The organism is Fictibacillus sp. KU28468, from assembly GCF_026153615.1.
Classification (GTDB): domain Bacteria; phylum Bacillota; class Bacilli; order Bacillales; family Fictibacillaceae; genus Fictibacillus_C; species Fictibacillus_C marinisediminis.
This window is the reverse complement of record NZ_CP110666.1, coordinates 2939582-2952985: the sequence shown is the minus strand read 5'-3', so window position 1 is coordinate 2952985 and position 13404 is coordinate 2939582. Positions and strand designations below refer to the sequence as shown.

The 13404-nt window shown below is 43.3% G+C and carries 18 protein-coding genes; 11 read left to right on the top strand and 7 right to left on the bottom strand.

Annotated features, from left to right (window positions below):
• Nucleotides 1–67: 67 nt before the first annotated feature.
• The 7 genes from OKX00_RS15325 to OKX00_RS15295 all read left to right on the top strand — a co-directional run bounded on the left by OKX00_RS15325 (nucleotide 68) and on the right by OKX00_RS15295 (nucleotide 5206).
• The gene (locus OKX00_RS15325) at nucleotides 68–310 is read left to right on the top strand and encodes a hypothetical protein (RefSeq protein ID WP_053354900.1); all 243 of its coding nucleotides are present in this window, start codon (nucleotides 68–70) and stop codon (nucleotides 308–310) included.
• Between the two features lie 116 nt (nucleotides 311–426).
• Complete coding sequence (locus OKX00_RS15320; RefSeq protein ID WP_053354899.1) at nucleotides 427–1029, top strand: ArsR/SmtB family transcription factor; 603 nt, start codon at nucleotides 427–429, stop codon at nucleotides 1027–1029.
• Nucleotides 1026–1277 carry a hypothetical protein gene (locus OKX00_RS15315; protein ID WP_265407906.1) on the top strand — a complete coding sequence of 84 codons (252 nt, stop codon included), beginning with the start codon at nucleotides 1026–1028 and terminating at the stop codon, nucleotides 1275–1277. Before OKX00_RS15320 ends, OKX00_RS15315 begins: the two co-directional genes overlap by 4 nt.
• Nucleotides 1278–1301: 24 nt before the next feature.
• Entirely contained in the window at nucleotides 1302–1883 is a 582-nt protein-coding gene (gene clpP, locus OKX00_RS15310) for an ATP-dependent Clp endopeptidase proteolytic subunit ClpP (RefSeq protein ID WP_053354897.1), read from the top strand.
• Nucleotides 1884–2008: 125 nt separating this feature from the next.
• The gene (locus OKX00_RS15305) at nucleotides 2009–3535 is read left to right on the top strand and encodes an MDR family MFS transporter (RefSeq protein ID WP_265407905.1); all 1527 of its coding nucleotides are present in this window, start codon (nucleotides 2009–2011) and stop codon (nucleotides 3533–3535) included.
• A 113-nt stretch (nucleotides 3536–3648) separates the two neighbouring features.
• A complete protein-coding gene (locus tag OKX00_RS15300) occupies nucleotides 3649–4881 on the top strand; it encodes an MFS transporter (protein ID WP_265407904.1) in 1233 nt (410 codons plus the stop codon).
• A gap of 82 nt (nucleotides 4882–4963) precedes the next feature.
• The gene (locus tag OKX00_RS15295) at nucleotides 4964–5206 is read left to right on the top strand and encodes a hypothetical protein (protein ID WP_265407903.1); all 243 of its coding nucleotides are present in this window, start codon (nucleotides 4964–4966) and stop codon (nucleotides 5204–5206) included.
• Here the strand turns inward: OKX00_RS15295 and OKX00_RS15290 are convergent.
• Nucleotides 5203–5430 (bottom strand): hypothetical protein, encoded by a 228-nt coding sequence (locus OKX00_RS15290; protein WP_053354894.1) that lies wholly within the window; start codon nucleotides 5428–5430, stop codon nucleotides 5203–5205. The two genes, OKX00_RS15295 and OKX00_RS15290, sit on opposite strands and share 4 nt — an antisense overlap.
• Nucleotides 5431–5680: 250 nt before the next feature.
• On the opposite strand from OKX00_RS15290, the gene OKX00_RS15285 reads away from it, so the two are divergent.
• The 4 genes from OKX00_RS15285 to OKX00_RS15270 are packed head-to-tail and all read left to right on the top strand — an operon-like array spanning nucleotide 5681 to nucleotide 9487.
• Entirely contained in the window at nucleotides 5681–6406 is a 726-nt protein-coding gene (locus OKX00_RS15285; protein ID WP_053354893.1) for a ThuA domain-containing protein, read from the top strand.
• Nucleotides 6407–6423: 17 nt separating this feature from the next.
• Nucleotides 6424–7461, top strand: coding sequence for a Gfo/Idh/MocA family protein (locus OKX00_RS15280; protein ID WP_265407902.1), 1038 nt, complete (start codon nucleotides 6424–6426; stop codon nucleotides 7459–7461).
• A complete protein-coding gene (locus OKX00_RS15275; protein WP_265407901.1) occupies nucleotides 7458–8522 on the top strand; it encodes a Gfo/Idh/MocA family protein in 1065 nt (354 codons plus the stop codon). The genes OKX00_RS15280 and OKX00_RS15275 overlap by 4 nt, the downstream gene beginning before the upstream one ends.
• Nucleotides 8519–9487 (top strand): sugar phosphate isomerase/epimerase family protein, encoded by a 969-nt coding sequence (locus OKX00_RS15270; protein WP_265407900.1) that lies wholly within the window; start codon nucleotides 8519–8521, stop codon nucleotides 9485–9487. The genes OKX00_RS15275 and OKX00_RS15270 overlap by 4 nt, the downstream gene beginning before the upstream one ends.
• A gap of 61 nt (nucleotides 9488–9548) precedes the next feature.
• Here the strand turns inward: OKX00_RS15270 and OKX00_RS15265 are convergent, their stop codons facing one another.
• From OKX00_RS15265 to sspL, 6 genes are all read right to left on the bottom strand, one after another.
• Nucleotides 9549–10949, bottom strand: a complete 1401-nt coding sequence (locus tag OKX00_RS15265; RefSeq protein WP_265407899.1) for a LysM peptidoglycan-binding domain-containing protein — start codon at nucleotides 10947–10949, stop codon at nucleotides 9549–9551.
• Nucleotides 10950–11101: 152 nt separating this feature from the next.
• Complete coding sequence (locus OKX00_RS15260; RefSeq protein ID WP_265407898.1) at nucleotides 11102–11515, bottom strand: YtxH domain-containing protein; 414 nt, start codon at nucleotides 11513–11515, stop codon at nucleotides 11102–11104.
• Between the two features lie 120 nt (nucleotides 11516–11635).
• Nucleotides 11636–11821, bottom strand: coding sequence for a cold-shock protein (locus OKX00_RS15255; protein WP_053354887.1), 186 nt, complete (start codon nucleotides 11819–11821; stop codon nucleotides 11636–11638).
• A 78-nt stretch (nucleotides 11822–11899) separates the two neighbouring features.
• Entirely contained in the window at nucleotides 11900–12859 is a 960-nt protein-coding gene (locus OKX00_RS15250; RefSeq protein ID WP_265407897.1) for a helix-turn-helix transcriptional regulator, read from the bottom strand.
• A gap of 83 nt (nucleotides 12860–12942) precedes the next feature.
• Complete coding sequence (locus tag OKX00_RS15245; protein ID WP_248252246.1) at nucleotides 12943–13125, bottom strand: hypothetical protein; 183 nt, start codon at nucleotides 13123–13125, stop codon at nucleotides 12943–12945.
• A 102-nt stretch (nucleotides 13126–13227) separates the two neighbouring features.
• The gene (gene sspL, locus OKX00_RS15240; RefSeq protein ID WP_369795751.1) at nucleotides 13228–13362 is read right to left on the bottom strand and encodes a small, acid-soluble spore protein L; all 135 of its coding nucleotides are present in this window, start codon (nucleotides 13360–13362) and stop codon (nucleotides 13228–13230) included.
• Nucleotides 13363–13404 lie beyond the last annotated feature (42 nt).

The following is a 13404-nucleotide window of genomic DNA, read 5'->3' as shown; positions in this document are numbered from 1 at the left end:
ATAGGGATGTCACCGAACAACCGTGTTCTTCGTACTATAAAAGAGTACGCAAGAAAGAGGTGCCACGATGAAAAAGAGAAGTAAGATATGGGCGTATTCGGAAATGGTACTGCTGTTCCTCGGCTTTTTGCTGGCTCTATGGAATGGAATGTACATTAACAGTCCGGCCCTGTTATTCGGAATCTTAGCTGCAGTATTTTTGTTTCGTGCCATTGAACGATATTATTTCAAACTTAAAACAGAGTTTTTTTTCAATACAGCTATGGTATTAATCTTTATCCTATTGGCCGTTATGCCGCTATTAAAGTGACAGAAGCACAAGCTTCTGCCACTTTTTTTGATTAAAATTAGAAATGTTTGACAAAGATAAGCCTATCGTAATAAAATGATTTTACGTAAAATAAAATTTTTAAGTGAGGTGAACCAGTGAAAAAGAATGCATCGATTGAAGAGACGTATCTTGTAACGCTGCCTGAGCAGGCTGCTGCTTTGCTCCATCCCATTCGTTCCGAGATGCTCAGTGCTCTAAAAGAACCGGCTTCTGCAACAGAAATAGCAAAGCTGCTCAATGAGTCACCTCAGAAGATCAATTACCATCTAAAGGCTTTAGAAAAAGTAGGGCTTGTTTTCAGAGCAGGAACGAGGAATGTGAGGAATTTGGTAGAAGTACTTTATCAAGCAGTAGCCAAAACGTTAATTTTTTCTGACTCTCTTGGCTTGTCACCGGAAACTTCACAGAAATTAAAAGATCAGCATGCGCTGGCCCACGTTCTCACCTTAACTGAAACCATGAAGAAAGATGCACTGCAGCTCATGGAAAAAGCAGAGGATGAACAAATTCCAAGTGCCATTCTGCAAGCTTCAGTTTCCTTGTCCAATGAGGAGGAACGCAACCAGTTCATTAATGAGTATTTCTCACTGCTTCACCAGCTTGTTGGCAAATATCAGTCTGGAAAAAATGAGCAAGGCGAAGAATATCAGGTGTCTATTGCTGTCTATCCAAAACCGGAGGGAGGAATCGAGGGATGAATGAAGTGAAAAAGCATCCTTCTCTTGCCTGGGAAAAGAGCAAGAAGCAGGCAGATCAAGCCGATAAAGTCATAGCTTTAGTAGATAAGCGGACTGAAAGGGAAGAGGCCGGGCAAGAAGAAATCAGAACGGAAATTTCGATTGAAAGTGAAGATAATACCCCGGTAAAAGTCATTTATATTACGTCCGGATTCGGAAAAATCGCATCAGAAGGCGCAGCTTCCACACCGATTTGCCAGGCTGCATAACGATTCTATAGGAGGAAGATGAAAATGAATTTAGTCCCAATGGTAGTGGAAACAACTAACCGTGGTGAGCGTTCCTACGATATTTATTCCCGGCTTTTGAAAGACCGTATCATCATCATTGGAAGTGCCATCGATGATAATGTAGCCAATTCTGTTGTGGCTCAGCTCCTGTTTCTCGCAGCGGAAGATCCGGAAAAAGATATTTCCATCTACATCAATTCTCCAGGAGGGTCGGTTACCGCGGGATTGGCGATCTATGACACAATGCAGTTCATCAAGCCTGCTGTTTCAACCATCTGCATAGGAATGGCTGCTTCCATGGGTGCCATTCTGCTGGTCGCGGGGGCAGAAGGCAAACGGTTTGCCCTCCCAAACGCAGAAGTCATGATTCATCAGCCGCTAGGAGGAACACAAGGGCAGGCTGCAGATATGATCATCCATGCCAAGCGAATTATAAAAACGAGAGAAATCTTAAATAAGATCATTTCAGACCGTTCAGGACAGCCGCTTGAGCGTGTCGAAAAAGATACCGACCGAGATTTCTTCATGACGGCAGCACAAGCTCTTGAATACGGGATCATCAATAAAATCATTGAAAAATTATAAGTCGTTTTTTTTGGAGAGGAAGAGCGCTGCCGCTCTTCCTTTTTGATTTTCCGGCAGGATTTAAATTCTAAAAGTCGAAAACTATATACCTGTCTATTTCATTAACATTTCAAGGAGACAAAAATATGGTTAATCAAAAGAGCAACAAAAATTTTGTTGTTGCAGGCCTGCTGCTCGGAATTCTCATGTCCGCTATGGACAACACAATAGTGGCAACTGCCCTCGGAACAATCGTTGCTGAATTGGGTGAGCTGGACAAGTTCATTTGGGTAACATCCTCGTACATGATTGCGTCAGTGGCAAGTATGCTTATTTTCGGGAAACTTTCTGACATGTATGGAAGGAAAAAATTTTATATTACAGGTCTGGGTCTCTTTATTATCGGATCGGTTCTGTGCGGAATGGCAGACAGTATGACACAGCTTTCCGTTTACCGTGCGATACAGGGAATCGGAGGTGGTGCCCTGATGCCGATTGCCTTTACGATCATTTTTGATATCTTTCCGGTAGAGCAGCGAGGGAAAATGACAGGCCTTTTTGGTGCCGTCTTTGGAATGTCCAGTGTCTTCGGTCCTCTGCTAGGTGCATATTTGACCGACTACTTGGATTGGAGGTGGATTTTCTATGTTAATTTGCCGCTCGGACTGCTTTCGCTTTTCTTTATCTTGAAGTATTATTTTGAATCTCTTGAGCACAGAGAACAAAAAATTGATTATTTAGGAGCGGGCCTGCTCGTAGCTTCGATCGTCAGCTTGATGTTTGCCCTCGAATTCGGAGGAAAAGATTATGAATGGGATTCCGCACTTATCCTATCTTTATTTGCTGCATTTGCCGTTCTCTTTATCCTTTTTATTCTAGTAGAACGACGTGCGGCAGACCCTATCGTTTCTTTGAATCTCTTTAAAAGCAGACTGTTTCTGTCCAGCCAGGGCATCGCCTTTTTCTACGGTTCTGTCTTTATACTAGCTACCATGTACATTCCCATTTACATACAAGGTGTGTTTGGCGGTTCGGCAACAAACGCTGGATTAATTTTAATGCCAATGATGATCGGGGTTGTTGTTGGGAGCCAGACAGGAGGGCGTACCGTCATCAACTCTTCCTATCGAAATGTGATGCTCGTTTCCGGCAGCATTTTCCTGGTGGGTGTTTACTTGCTGAGCACCATGTCAGCCGACACTTCTCGGCTCATGGTCACTCTATATATGGTTCTGACAGGAATTGGAGTAGGGTTCTCCTTCCCTGTTCTAAGTATGGCTTCTGTCCATATGCTTGATCCTCGTCAGAGGGGATCTGCTAACTCACAGAATGCATTCTTCCGCCTGATTGGAATGACTCTCGGTATCACCATTTTCGGTACGATTCAGAATAATCTGCTGACCGATAAATTAAAAGATGCATTGCCTCAGTTCTCTAAGTTTCAAAAGAATGTTGACTCGCGGGCTCTCCTTCAGCCGGAGGTCCGTAAACAAATACCGCCTGAAGTCCTCAATAAAATGACGGGAATTCTGGCAGATTCCATTGCAAAAATCTTTCAGTACTCCCTGATCTCTGTGGTCATCGCTCTGTTGTTCATTATCTTAATGGGCAAGGCCCGTGTGAAAGAATTCGACAATGCAGAAAGCGGAAGAAGAAAAGCATCAGAAGAGTAATCTTCTGATGCTTTTTTTGTCTAGCTCCATCGTTCTTCTTTTTATTTGTAAAAATCCGTAAAAGAATGATAATCTTTAACAATATAAACCAATTAGAGAAAGAAGGATATGTCATGGGTGTTGCTTCGTTAAAAAAGGAACCCTCGTCATCAGCTACCATTTACAAGGTGCTTTTTGCGATCAGTTTTGTGCATCTGTTAAACGATGCGATGCAGGCGGTTATTCCAGCTATTTTTCCGATCCTCGAGAAGTCTATGAATCTGTCTTTTGCCCAGCTTGGATGGATTGCATTCTCACTGAACATTACCTCTTCCATCATGCAGCCGGTTGTAGGCTGGTATACGGATCGGACCACATCACCATATTTGCTTCCTCTTGGGATGGCATCCAGCTTGATCGGAATGGTTGGCATCGCTTATTCTAATAACTTTACGTACATATTGCTCTCGGTTATCCTGATCGGCCTTGGTTCTGCTGTTTTTCATCCGGAAGGATCACGTGTTGCGTATATGGCAGCCGGGAAGAGGAGAGGATTGGCACAATCGATTTATCAGGTTGGAGGGAATACAGGAAATTCATTGGCGCCTGTCATGACAGCTCTTGTGTTCGTTCCGTTCGGCCAGTTTGGAGCGATATGGTTTACATCAGCAGCAGCCATGGCCATCATCGTCCTGGTTTTTGTGTCTGGATGGTATCGGTCAAGGCTTGTAAACTTTCCGAAAGTGACAAAAAAGCCGTCTAAGAAAGCTGCAAATCCAAAAAGAAAGAAGCAGATTATCTTTGCCGTATGTCTTTTAGTCTTTCTTGTATTTGCGCGATCTTGGTATTTTTCAGGAATCTCAAACTTCTACCAGTTTTATTTGATTAAGGATTATGGCCTTTCCATTCGCCATGCGCAGTATTATATTTTTGTCTTTCTGGCAGCTGGCGTTCTCGGAACTTTTTTTGGAGGACCGATGGCCGACCGATTAGGAAAGAGAAATATGATTTTCTGGTCGATGCTGGGTTCTGCTCCGCTAGCACTCCTGCTGCCATATGTCAGTTTAATTTGGATCTATCCAATATTCTTGCTGCTCGGTTTTATTCTAATGACCAGTTTTTCAGTGACGGTTGTTTATGCTCAGGAACTGCTTCCCGGAAGGATTGGTATGGTATCCGGACTGATTGTCGGGCTTGCTTTTGGAATGGGAGCTCTCGGTTCGGTTATCCTCGGAAACCTGGCGGACGCCTTCAGTGTACATTTCATTATGGTATTGGTCAGTTTTTTTCCAATAGCCGGTATACTGACGTTTTTACTACCGCGAGATCAAACAGTAAAAGCGTGGGAACAGGAAGCAAATCAATAAAAAATGGGGCTGTCCAAGAAGTCTGGTAGCTGTTGATCTCCGCTCCTGGCTGCTCGCTTTTACCGGCGTAAACGCCTACTTTTTGGTGCAAGCACCGGCGGGAGTCTCACCAGTCACGCTAGTCCCGCAGGACAAGGAAGGCTCCGGCAGCTTTTTATCGCACGAAGAAAATGTGAAGTTCATTTTCGAGGAGTCTCGCACCTTGCACTCCAATCAACTTTTCATTGAAGATTTTTCACGTCAAAGGAGCTGCCTGAAGGTCAATTTTCGACTTTCAGGACAGCCCCATTTTATAAGTAGGATTACGTTATTCTCCGAGTATTAACGATCACCCTCAGGAGGGTTTAGTTTTCTTTCTGATGACGAAGTGTTCTTTGTAGCTTTTTTATTTCTTTCCTCATTTTGTTCATCTTCAAAATCTTCTAACGGAAGTTCATCAGCAGGCATGACGAGCTGATCCCGCTCCAGTTGTTTTTCCTGGCTCCGTTTAAAGGCATTCTCTTTGTCGTTTCGATCAAGCAATTCCTTTTGTTTTTTATGGTTATCCATTATATGTTTCTCTCCTTTAAATGAGACTGTATGGTAACTATAGCCCTTATCAGGATTTTAAAACCTGCTGCCGATGAAAATAAATTCAAGTTACTGTATTTTAACATTTGACAAACGAGTAATGTGCCGTAAAATATAGGTAAACGTTTACATTCTGAAAAGTATAAAGGTTCTACCTCGTCTGATACGTAAACGTTTACTTATAAACAGAAGAGGTTATTTCTTACATAAATAGAAGGAGTGGAACGCAATGAAGGTTACCATCTGGAATGAAAATCGCCATGAGAACAAAAATCCGGCTGTACGCTCGGTGTATCCTGAAGGAATTCACGGTGCCATCCAGCAATTTTTATCAAAAGCAGGGGTAGACGCAGATACCGCAACTCTTGATGAGCCAGAACACGGGTTAGGCCAGCAGACTCTTGATCAGACAGACGTTCTTGTCTGGTGGGGACATATAGCACACGATGAAGTAAAAGAGGAAGTAGTAGAGCGCGTTTATCAGCGTGTTCTGGATGGTATGGGATTAATTGTCCTTCACTCTGGACACTTCTCAAAAATCTTTAAAAAACTAATGGGCACTTCCTGCGATTTGAAATGGCGGGAAGCAGATGAAAAAGAACGTCTATGGGTAGTCGATCCATCCCATCCGATTGCTTCTGGAATCAGTGAATATATTGAGTTGCCTCAAGAAGAGATGTACGGAGAGCATTTTGATATCCCGGCTCCTGATGAACTGGTTTTCGTCAGCTGGTTTGAAGGCGGAGAGGTGTTCAGGAGCGGGTGCACATACAAGCGCGGGAAAGGAAAAGTTTTTTATTTCCGTCCGGGACACGAAACCTATCCTACTTATCATAATGCCGATGTACAAAAGGTCATTTTAAATGCCGTTCAATGGGCAAAACCTGCAGGAAGCGATAAACCGGTTTACGGGAATGCAAAACCTCTTGAAGCAATTGGTGCCAATCAAAACTAAAAGGAGTGGAAGACAGGATGATTAAAGTTGGAGTCATTGGATGCGGAAGCATCGCTCAGCACAGACATTTACCAGAGTATAAAAACAATTCACAAACCATCATTGCAGCAGTATGCGACATTAATCATGAACGAGCAGATCACATTGCCAAAGAATACGGTGCAAAAGCGTACTATTCTTATGAAGATCTGCTTAATGATCCTGAAATTGAAGCTGTCAGTGTGTGCACACCCAATTACCTTCATGCGCCCATTTCCGTTGCTGCATTAAATAGCGGCAAGCATGTTTTATGCGAGAAACCGATGGCGACTTCACTTGAGGAAGCGGAGCAAATGATCCTTGCCAGTGAGAAAAATGGGAAAAAACTAATGATCGCTCATAATCAGCGTTTTGTCCGATCTCATGAAAAAGCGAAGGAATTGATCGCTGGTGGAGAACTGGGCAGGGTTTACAGCTTTAGAACAGCATTCGGACATCCTGGGCCAGAAACATGGAGCGCAGATGGCACAGACAGCTGGTTTTTCAAAAAAGAAAAAGCATTTATCGGAGCGATGGGAGACCTTGGTGTTCACAAAACAGATCTGATCCGCTTCATATTAGGTGAAGAAGTGGATGAAGTGGCATCTTTTGTGGAAACATCTTCAAAGAAAAACGCTACCGTAGATGATACAGCGGTATGTATATTAAAAACAGCAAGCGGAGTGATCGGAACACTTGCAGCGAGCTGGTCCTATGTCTCAAAAGAGGACAACTCTACTATTATTTATGGAGAGAAAGGAATTTTGCGCCTCGAGGAAAGCCCTGAGTATTCTTTGATCGCTCAATACAAAGATGGTTCAACTGTAAACTACTCTCTGGGCCAGATTCAGACGAATGATTCAGGGGGCCAGAATGATTCACGCGTGATCGGCAAGTTTGCAGATTGCATCCTGAACGACACAGAGCCAGCTGTATCCGGAGAAGAAGGAAAACGGTCTCTTGCTGTCATTATTGCTGCACTAAAAGCAAGCGAAACGAAGAAGACAGTGAGTCTCGAAAACGGGGTGCTCGCATGAATCTGCTAAAAGTAGGCTTGATTGGGGTCGGAGGAATCGCTGAAGGAAGGCATATTCCAGCCATTCAAAATTTAGCTGAAAAGGCAGTGATTACGGGTGTAAGTGATTTAAACGTTCATCGTGCTGAACAGATTGCAGAGAAGTATGATATTCCATCTGTGTATGAGAATTTTCATGAGATGCTTCCTCACATTGATGCCGTAATCATATCAACTCCAAACAAGTTTCATGCAGAAATTGCGGTAGCGGCACTCCAAGCCGGTGTCCATGTGTTATGTGAAAAACCAATGGCGTTGTCTACCGAAGAATGTGACCGGATGATTCAGGCTTCAAAAGAATCAGGCAAAATTCTTTCCATCGCTTATCACTATCGTTTTATGAAAAATGCCCAGGCTGCCAAAAAGGTGATGCTAGAAGGTGAGATCGGCGAGCCGCTTGTCATCAGAACCCAGGGACTCAGAAGAAGAAAGGTTCCAGGCTGGGGAGTCTTTACAAATAAAGAATTGCAGGGAGGGGGAAGCCTGATCGATTATGGCTGTCATCTGCTGGACTTGTCCTTATGGCTGATGGGAAATCCTGTTCCTGTGGAAGTCATGGGCTCTCAATATAATCTTTTGAGCCGTACTCCTGACCAAGTTAATCTTTGGGGTGAGTTTGACCATAAAACATTTGAAGTGGATGACCATGTAACAGGGTACATCCGTTTTGAAAACGGTGCGTCTCTTTTATTAGAAACCTCATGGTCAGCCAACATTAAAGATGATGTGGAGAATGTTAGCATTTCTGGTGAAAAAGGCGGGCTGGATGTTTTTCCTTTTCACTTGAATCAGGCAAAACACGGCATGCTCCTTAATTCTGAGGCATCCTTTATTCCAGGTGATGAAAACCCTGGAAATCCGCAGGCGGAGAATTTTGTAGACTGCTGTCTCGGCCTGGCTGAACAGGTCGTCAAGCCGGAGGAAGCACGAATGGTCTCTATGCTGATTGAAGCCATCTATAAAAGCAGCCTTACTGGGAGCAGCGTTAAACTTGATTATCGAAAGGAAGTGGAGAGTCAATGAAGTTAGGTGTATTTACCGTATTATTTTCAGATATGCAGTTTGAACAAATGCTCGATCATGTGAAGAAAGCCGGCGTTAAGGCCGTGGAGATCGGGACAGGGAATTACCCGGGAAACGCACATTGCAACTTAGATGAACTTTTGGACAGTGAAGAGAAACGAAAGAATTTTCTCCATCAGGTGAAATCCAGAGATCTAACGATCAGTGCTCTCAGCTGCCATGGAAATCCGCTCTCTCCTGACCAGGAGTTTGCCCGTCAATCTCATGACACGTTTGTTAAAACCGTCGATCTTGCTAATCTGCTAGGAGTGCCTGTCGTCAACTGTTTTTCAGGCGTACCTGGGGATCATGAAGGAGCGAAATACCCAAACTGGCCGGTTACACCTTGGCCGAATGAATATGGCGACATCTTAAAATGGCAATGGGAAGAAAAACTGATTCCTTACTGGCAAGAGTGGGGACAGTATGCCAAGGACAAGAACGTAAAAATTGGCCTTGAACTGCATGGGGGATTCCTCGTTCATACTCCTTACACATTGTTGAAACTTCGTCAAAAAACATGTGATGCCATTGGTGCCAACCTTGATCCAAGCCATCTGTGGTGGCAGGGGATTGATCCGATAGCGGCTATCAAAATACTAGGCAAAGAGAATGCTATCCATCATTTCCATGCCAAAGACACTTATATTGATCAGGATAATGTGAACTTATATGGACTGACTGACATGCAGCCGTATGGTGAAGTTCAATCCCGTGCGTGGAGTTTCCGTTCAGTAGGATGCGGACACAGCGTACAGGAATGGTCCGATATGATCAGCGCGCTGCGTACCTATGGTTATGACTATGTGGTCAGCATTGAGCATGAGGATCCCCTTATGTCCATAAATGAAGGATTTGCCCGCGCGGTGAAAAATTTAAATGATGTGATGATTGAAGAAACTCCTGCAGATATGTGGTGGGTTTAGCATAAAAAGCAGCAGGCCATTTACACGCCTAGCTGCTTTTTTGTAAGAATATTGCGCTTTTCTATTTTTTTGGTTTAACCTCATTTTGAAGAACATACCAGTTCTGAGGAAATGCTGGCCCCAAAAGCCAATAGCTGATGCCTCTTAATTGATACTGTTTGGCTGTGGTGAATTTTGCTTTTATGCTCCTTGCATCTTCAAACCATACGATATGCTGGGCGCCGCTTCCATCATAATAATTGTAAAAGGGCGATTGAGCCTTCTCATCATATTGAATTGATGCTCCGTAACGTCGAGCCCGGTCGACCGCTTCTTGGGGAGAGACAGTCTGAGCATACGTTCCTTGAACAAAAGGCAGCTTCCAATCATAGCCATACAGAGGGACACCCATGACAAGCTTGTTAGCTGGTATTTCTGTCAATGCATATTCCAGGACTTTCTTTACTTCGCTTAAAGGAGCAACCGCCATCGGTTTGCCGCCGATCCATCCCCATTCATACGTCATAACAATGACAAAATCTACGATTTCACCATGTGCCCGATAATCATGAGCTTCATAGAGAATTCCTTTTTGCCCTGCGCTAAGCTTTGGAGCGAGCGCGGTGGATGTGATATATCCAAGAGGTTTAAATAAGGATACGGTCCGCCTTAGAAACTGGTTGTAAGCTTCCCTCTGGTTAGGGCTAATGTATTCAAAATCGAAGTTAACCCCTTTATATCCCTTGTTCTTCATGACCGAAAGGATAGTGTTAAGCAGTTTACTCTGAATGCTGGTGTCCGAAAGAACAGCGCTGATGAGTTCAGTATCGAATGTCCCGTTTTGAAAGTTGGTCACTACCATTAAAGGAGAAATGCTTTCTGATTTGGCTGCGGGAAGGACGACTTCGTCTTTTGGAGGGTTAAGTGTCCCGTCCTTGTTGATGGTATAGCTGAAAGGCGTAATATACGTTAAATATTTTCCTTTTGAATGTATTTCCTTTTGAATAGCGGGGGTATAGCTGCTGATGTAGGCATTTATTTCTTTTACAGGCCTCTCGAAAGGAATGGTCAGTTTTTGTCCGGGATAAATAACATGTGCAGCCGATAAATTATTTTCTTCGGCGATTCCTTGAATGCTTGCGCCATACTTCATGGAAATCACATACAGACTGTCGCCTGGGTGCACAACATGGACGGGGATGATGAGTTCTTGGCCTATATAAATATAAGCCGTCTTTTCTAAATTGTTCCGGTCCACAATGGCTTGAACGGAGGTATCCCATCGGCCGGCTATTAAATACAGGGTATCGCCTTGCTGTACACGATAGCGCGGAAAGGGAGGAGGGATCACCAGTGCCTGGCCGATAACCAGTGAATTGGGATCTCTTACTTCGTTTTCGTTCATGATGACTTGAAGATCAACACCATAGTGATGGGCAATACCCCATAGGCTGTCACCCTGCTGAACCACATGGATGTGCATATCAACACCCCCCCATAATATATCTCTACCTAATGTATTAAAAGAGAACAGATATTATGAAGAATACACTCTTAAAAAGAAAGAGATGATAGAGGAGCGCGTGAAAAAAACATAAAAAACCCAGCTGCTAAAGAGCTGGGCTATAGTTTGTATTATTCTCCGAGTGTTTCTTTAGATGCCTCAGGAGAAGGTGGTATTTCGGGATCGTTTTGAGTGGTTGGTGAAACAGCCGAATTCTCATTTTTGTTTTTCATCGAACTAATCTTTTCCTTAGCTTGAGAAGTCATTTGACTGGTTATATCTTTCACGCTTCCCACCATGTTAGAAGCTTTTTCTTTCCCAGCCATTGTTCCCAGACGAGTTTTCAATTTTGCTTCGTCCTTCATTTGGATCGTTTTTTCTTTTAGATTAGATGTTTGATTGGATAAATCCCGGCGCATTTCCTTTCCGGATTTTGGAGTCAGTAATAGAGCGGTTGCGGCTCCAACCAGCCCCCCAACAAGAACACCTTTGGTAAAGTTGGTTTTGTCTTTGGTGTCAGTTGTTTTCGTTGTTTGATTGTTCATTGTCGAATTCCTCCTTTTCATCTTCTATACCCGGATGGACTTATCGATAAACATAGGGAATAGCAAGAAAAAAGGATCATATTATAAGTCCAGGGACTTAAATATGATCCTGTTTCATCTTTATTTTAGCTCGGGGAGCATGCGGATTTCTTGAGCCATCTTTGATTTGCAAATCGGGCATTTTGGTGTTTCCTGCAGAGAGTAATCTGCTCTCATCCAGCATGTGCACTCCTCATTTTCACATGCCCATACTTTCGTTTCTACGTCAGGAACTGGTTCGATCGGGTTTTTGGAAAAAAAGGCCATGGGTATCCCCCTTAAGTGTAATACTTACATTATACTCCTTTTTGGCAACTTTTATGAGTAAAAAGACTTTCAAACTTTTTAAAAGGTTGGAATCCTTTCATAGTTTCTGCTCATGAGCTCCGTCTTTTTCCGTATAATCTCTGCGATTTCAGCCGGTTGTACGACCTGGGCATCGCTGCCGAGGGACCATATTAATTCTCCAAATCTGTGAATATCATTTGTCAGTATATACATTGAAATGAGCCCGCTGCCATCGGTCTCTTGTATGACATGAGAAGAGAGAGAGGGATGTCTCAAAGCCTTCTGAATGCCTTCGCCTTCTAATTTAATATGTAACTGAAGCTTTTTGGAAGGCGGAAGAAGATCTGGCCAATTCGTGATCGTCACTTCTGAGAAATCCATTAAAGCTTGATGTTCAATTTGAATTGCTGCTTGTTTTACATCTTTTAAATCAATCACTTGAAATTCGTTCTCTGTATGGCTGTAACAGGGGCTGTACCAGCTGCCACAGTCACAATAGATCCCGATTGGCTGAAGTCTGCCGAGCTTGGTGTTCCCTCCCAGCTCATAGTGCGCGGTGACCAGGCACTGCTCCAATGATGCGTCCAGAAAAAGAGGCAAGAAAGGTAAGGGATCAGGGTAGGAAGGCAGGTGGATGAGCAATCTTTTTTGAATTTCTTCGAACCTTTTGACTGCATCATCAGGAAGGTAGTTGATAAATTTATCGTGCCCAGAGACAGCTTCCCTTCTGAAAGGGAACGATAGGCTCTTTTTGTAGGGCTGCAGAGCAAATAAGAAAGCAAGTGCCTCAGACTCTGTAAAACCGATTGGCGGCAGAATTCTTTCGTTTTCAAGTTTATATCCTCCGTGGGGACCGAATTCAGACACGATCGGCAGTCCCATATCCATCAGGGAAAGCAGGTCCCTTTGAATGGTTCGGGTTGAAACTTTAAATTCTTCTGCGAGTTCTTTTAATGTAAAGCGTTTTTTCTTGTTGATGGACAATAATAGTAGTTCATGCCGTTTAACCTTAGCCATGGATGTATCCTCAATCATATTAAAATAGTTGTTCTAGTTTATATATCGTTCAACTATCAAGACATTTTACATAAAATTGAGGATTACTTTTTGAAAGCGCTGGCAATTGTTAACAAAATTCCAATACCAGCAGCGCTGTAAGACAGATAGGCGGGCATAGAAAGCTTGCCGGAATAACCCAGAATGCCTGCAATAAAGAGCAGGGATCCTGTTGTTTGCAGGAAGGTTTTTGCCGAACTTCTGTTTTCTATGATTCTGTTCTTCATAAAAAACCCCTCATTTCTTTTTATAAGGAAAGTATAAGGGCACACATGACAAAATGCACGAGCGTTAAGCATCACACTGTGCATTTTGTCAGGATCAATGTTCTATCTTTTCGTATTGCTTTTCTTTGCTGCATTTTCAAGCTTGGTTTGCGGATCTGCTGCGAATTCAGTATCACCTTTTCCTTGAGGTGTTACACTGCTGGCAGCCTGGCCCTTACCACTGCTTTTCTTCGTCACATGATCACCTCCCATTTTTTAGCGTTGCCAACCTCAGAAGAT

Coding starts and splice junctions, on each gene's coding strand:
- OKX00_RS15250 (WP_265407897.1), bottom strand. CDS start 12,859: ATGGCTAAGGTTAAACGGCATGAACTACTATTATTGTCCATCAACAAG.
- OKX00_RS15245 (WP_248252246.1), bottom strand. CDS start 13,125: ATGAAGAACAGAATCATAGAAAACAGAAGTTCGGCAAAAACCTTCCTG.
- OKX00_RS15315 (WP_265407906.1), top strand. CDS start 1,026: ATGAATGAAGTGAAAAAGCATCCTTCTCTTGCCTGGGAAAAGAGCAAG.
- OKX00_RS15305 (WP_265407905.1), top strand. CDS start 2,009: ATGGTTAATCAAAAGAGCAACAAAAATTTTGTTGTTGCAGGCCTGCTG.
- OKX00_RS15325 (WP_053354900.1), top strand. CDS start 68: ATGAAAAAGAGAAGTAAGATATGGGCGTATTCGGAAATGGTACTGCTG.
- clpP (WP_053354897.1), top strand. CDS start 1,302: ATGAATTTAGTCCCAATGGTAGTGGAAACAACTAACCGTGGTGAGCGT.
- OKX00_RS15300 (WP_265407904.1), top strand. CDS start 3,649: ATGGGTGTTGCTTCGTTAAAAAAGGAACCCTCGTCATCAGCTACCATT.
- OKX00_RS15260 (WP_265407898.1), bottom strand. CDS start 11,515: ATGAACAATCAAACAACGAAAACAACTGACACCAAAGACAAAACCAAC.
- OKX00_RS15285 (WP_053354893.1), top strand. CDS start 5,681: ATGAAGGTTACCATCTGGAATGAAAATCGCCATGAGAACAAAAATCCG.
- OKX00_RS15255 (WP_053354887.1), bottom strand. CDS start 11,821: ATGGCCTTTTTTTCCAAAAACCCGATCGAACCAGTTCCTGACGTAGAA.
- OKX00_RS15265 (WP_265407899.1), bottom strand. CDS start 10,949: ATGCACATCCATGTGGTTCAGCAGGGTGACAGCCTATGGGGTATTGCC.
- OKX00_RS15280 (WP_265407902.1), top strand. CDS start 6,424: ATGATTAAAGTTGGAGTCATTGGATGCGGAAGCATCGCTCAGCACAGA.
- OKX00_RS15290 (WP_053354894.1), bottom strand. CDS start 5,430: ATGGATAACCATAAAAAACAAAAGGAATTGCTTGATCGAAACGACAAA.
- OKX00_RS15270 (WP_265407900.1), top strand. CDS start 8,519: ATGAAGTTAGGTGTATTTACCGTATTATTTTCAGATATGCAGTTTGAA.
- OKX00_RS15275 (WP_265407901.1), top strand. CDS start 7,458: ATGAATCTGCTAAAAGTAGGCTTGATTGGGGTCGGAGGAATCGCTGAA.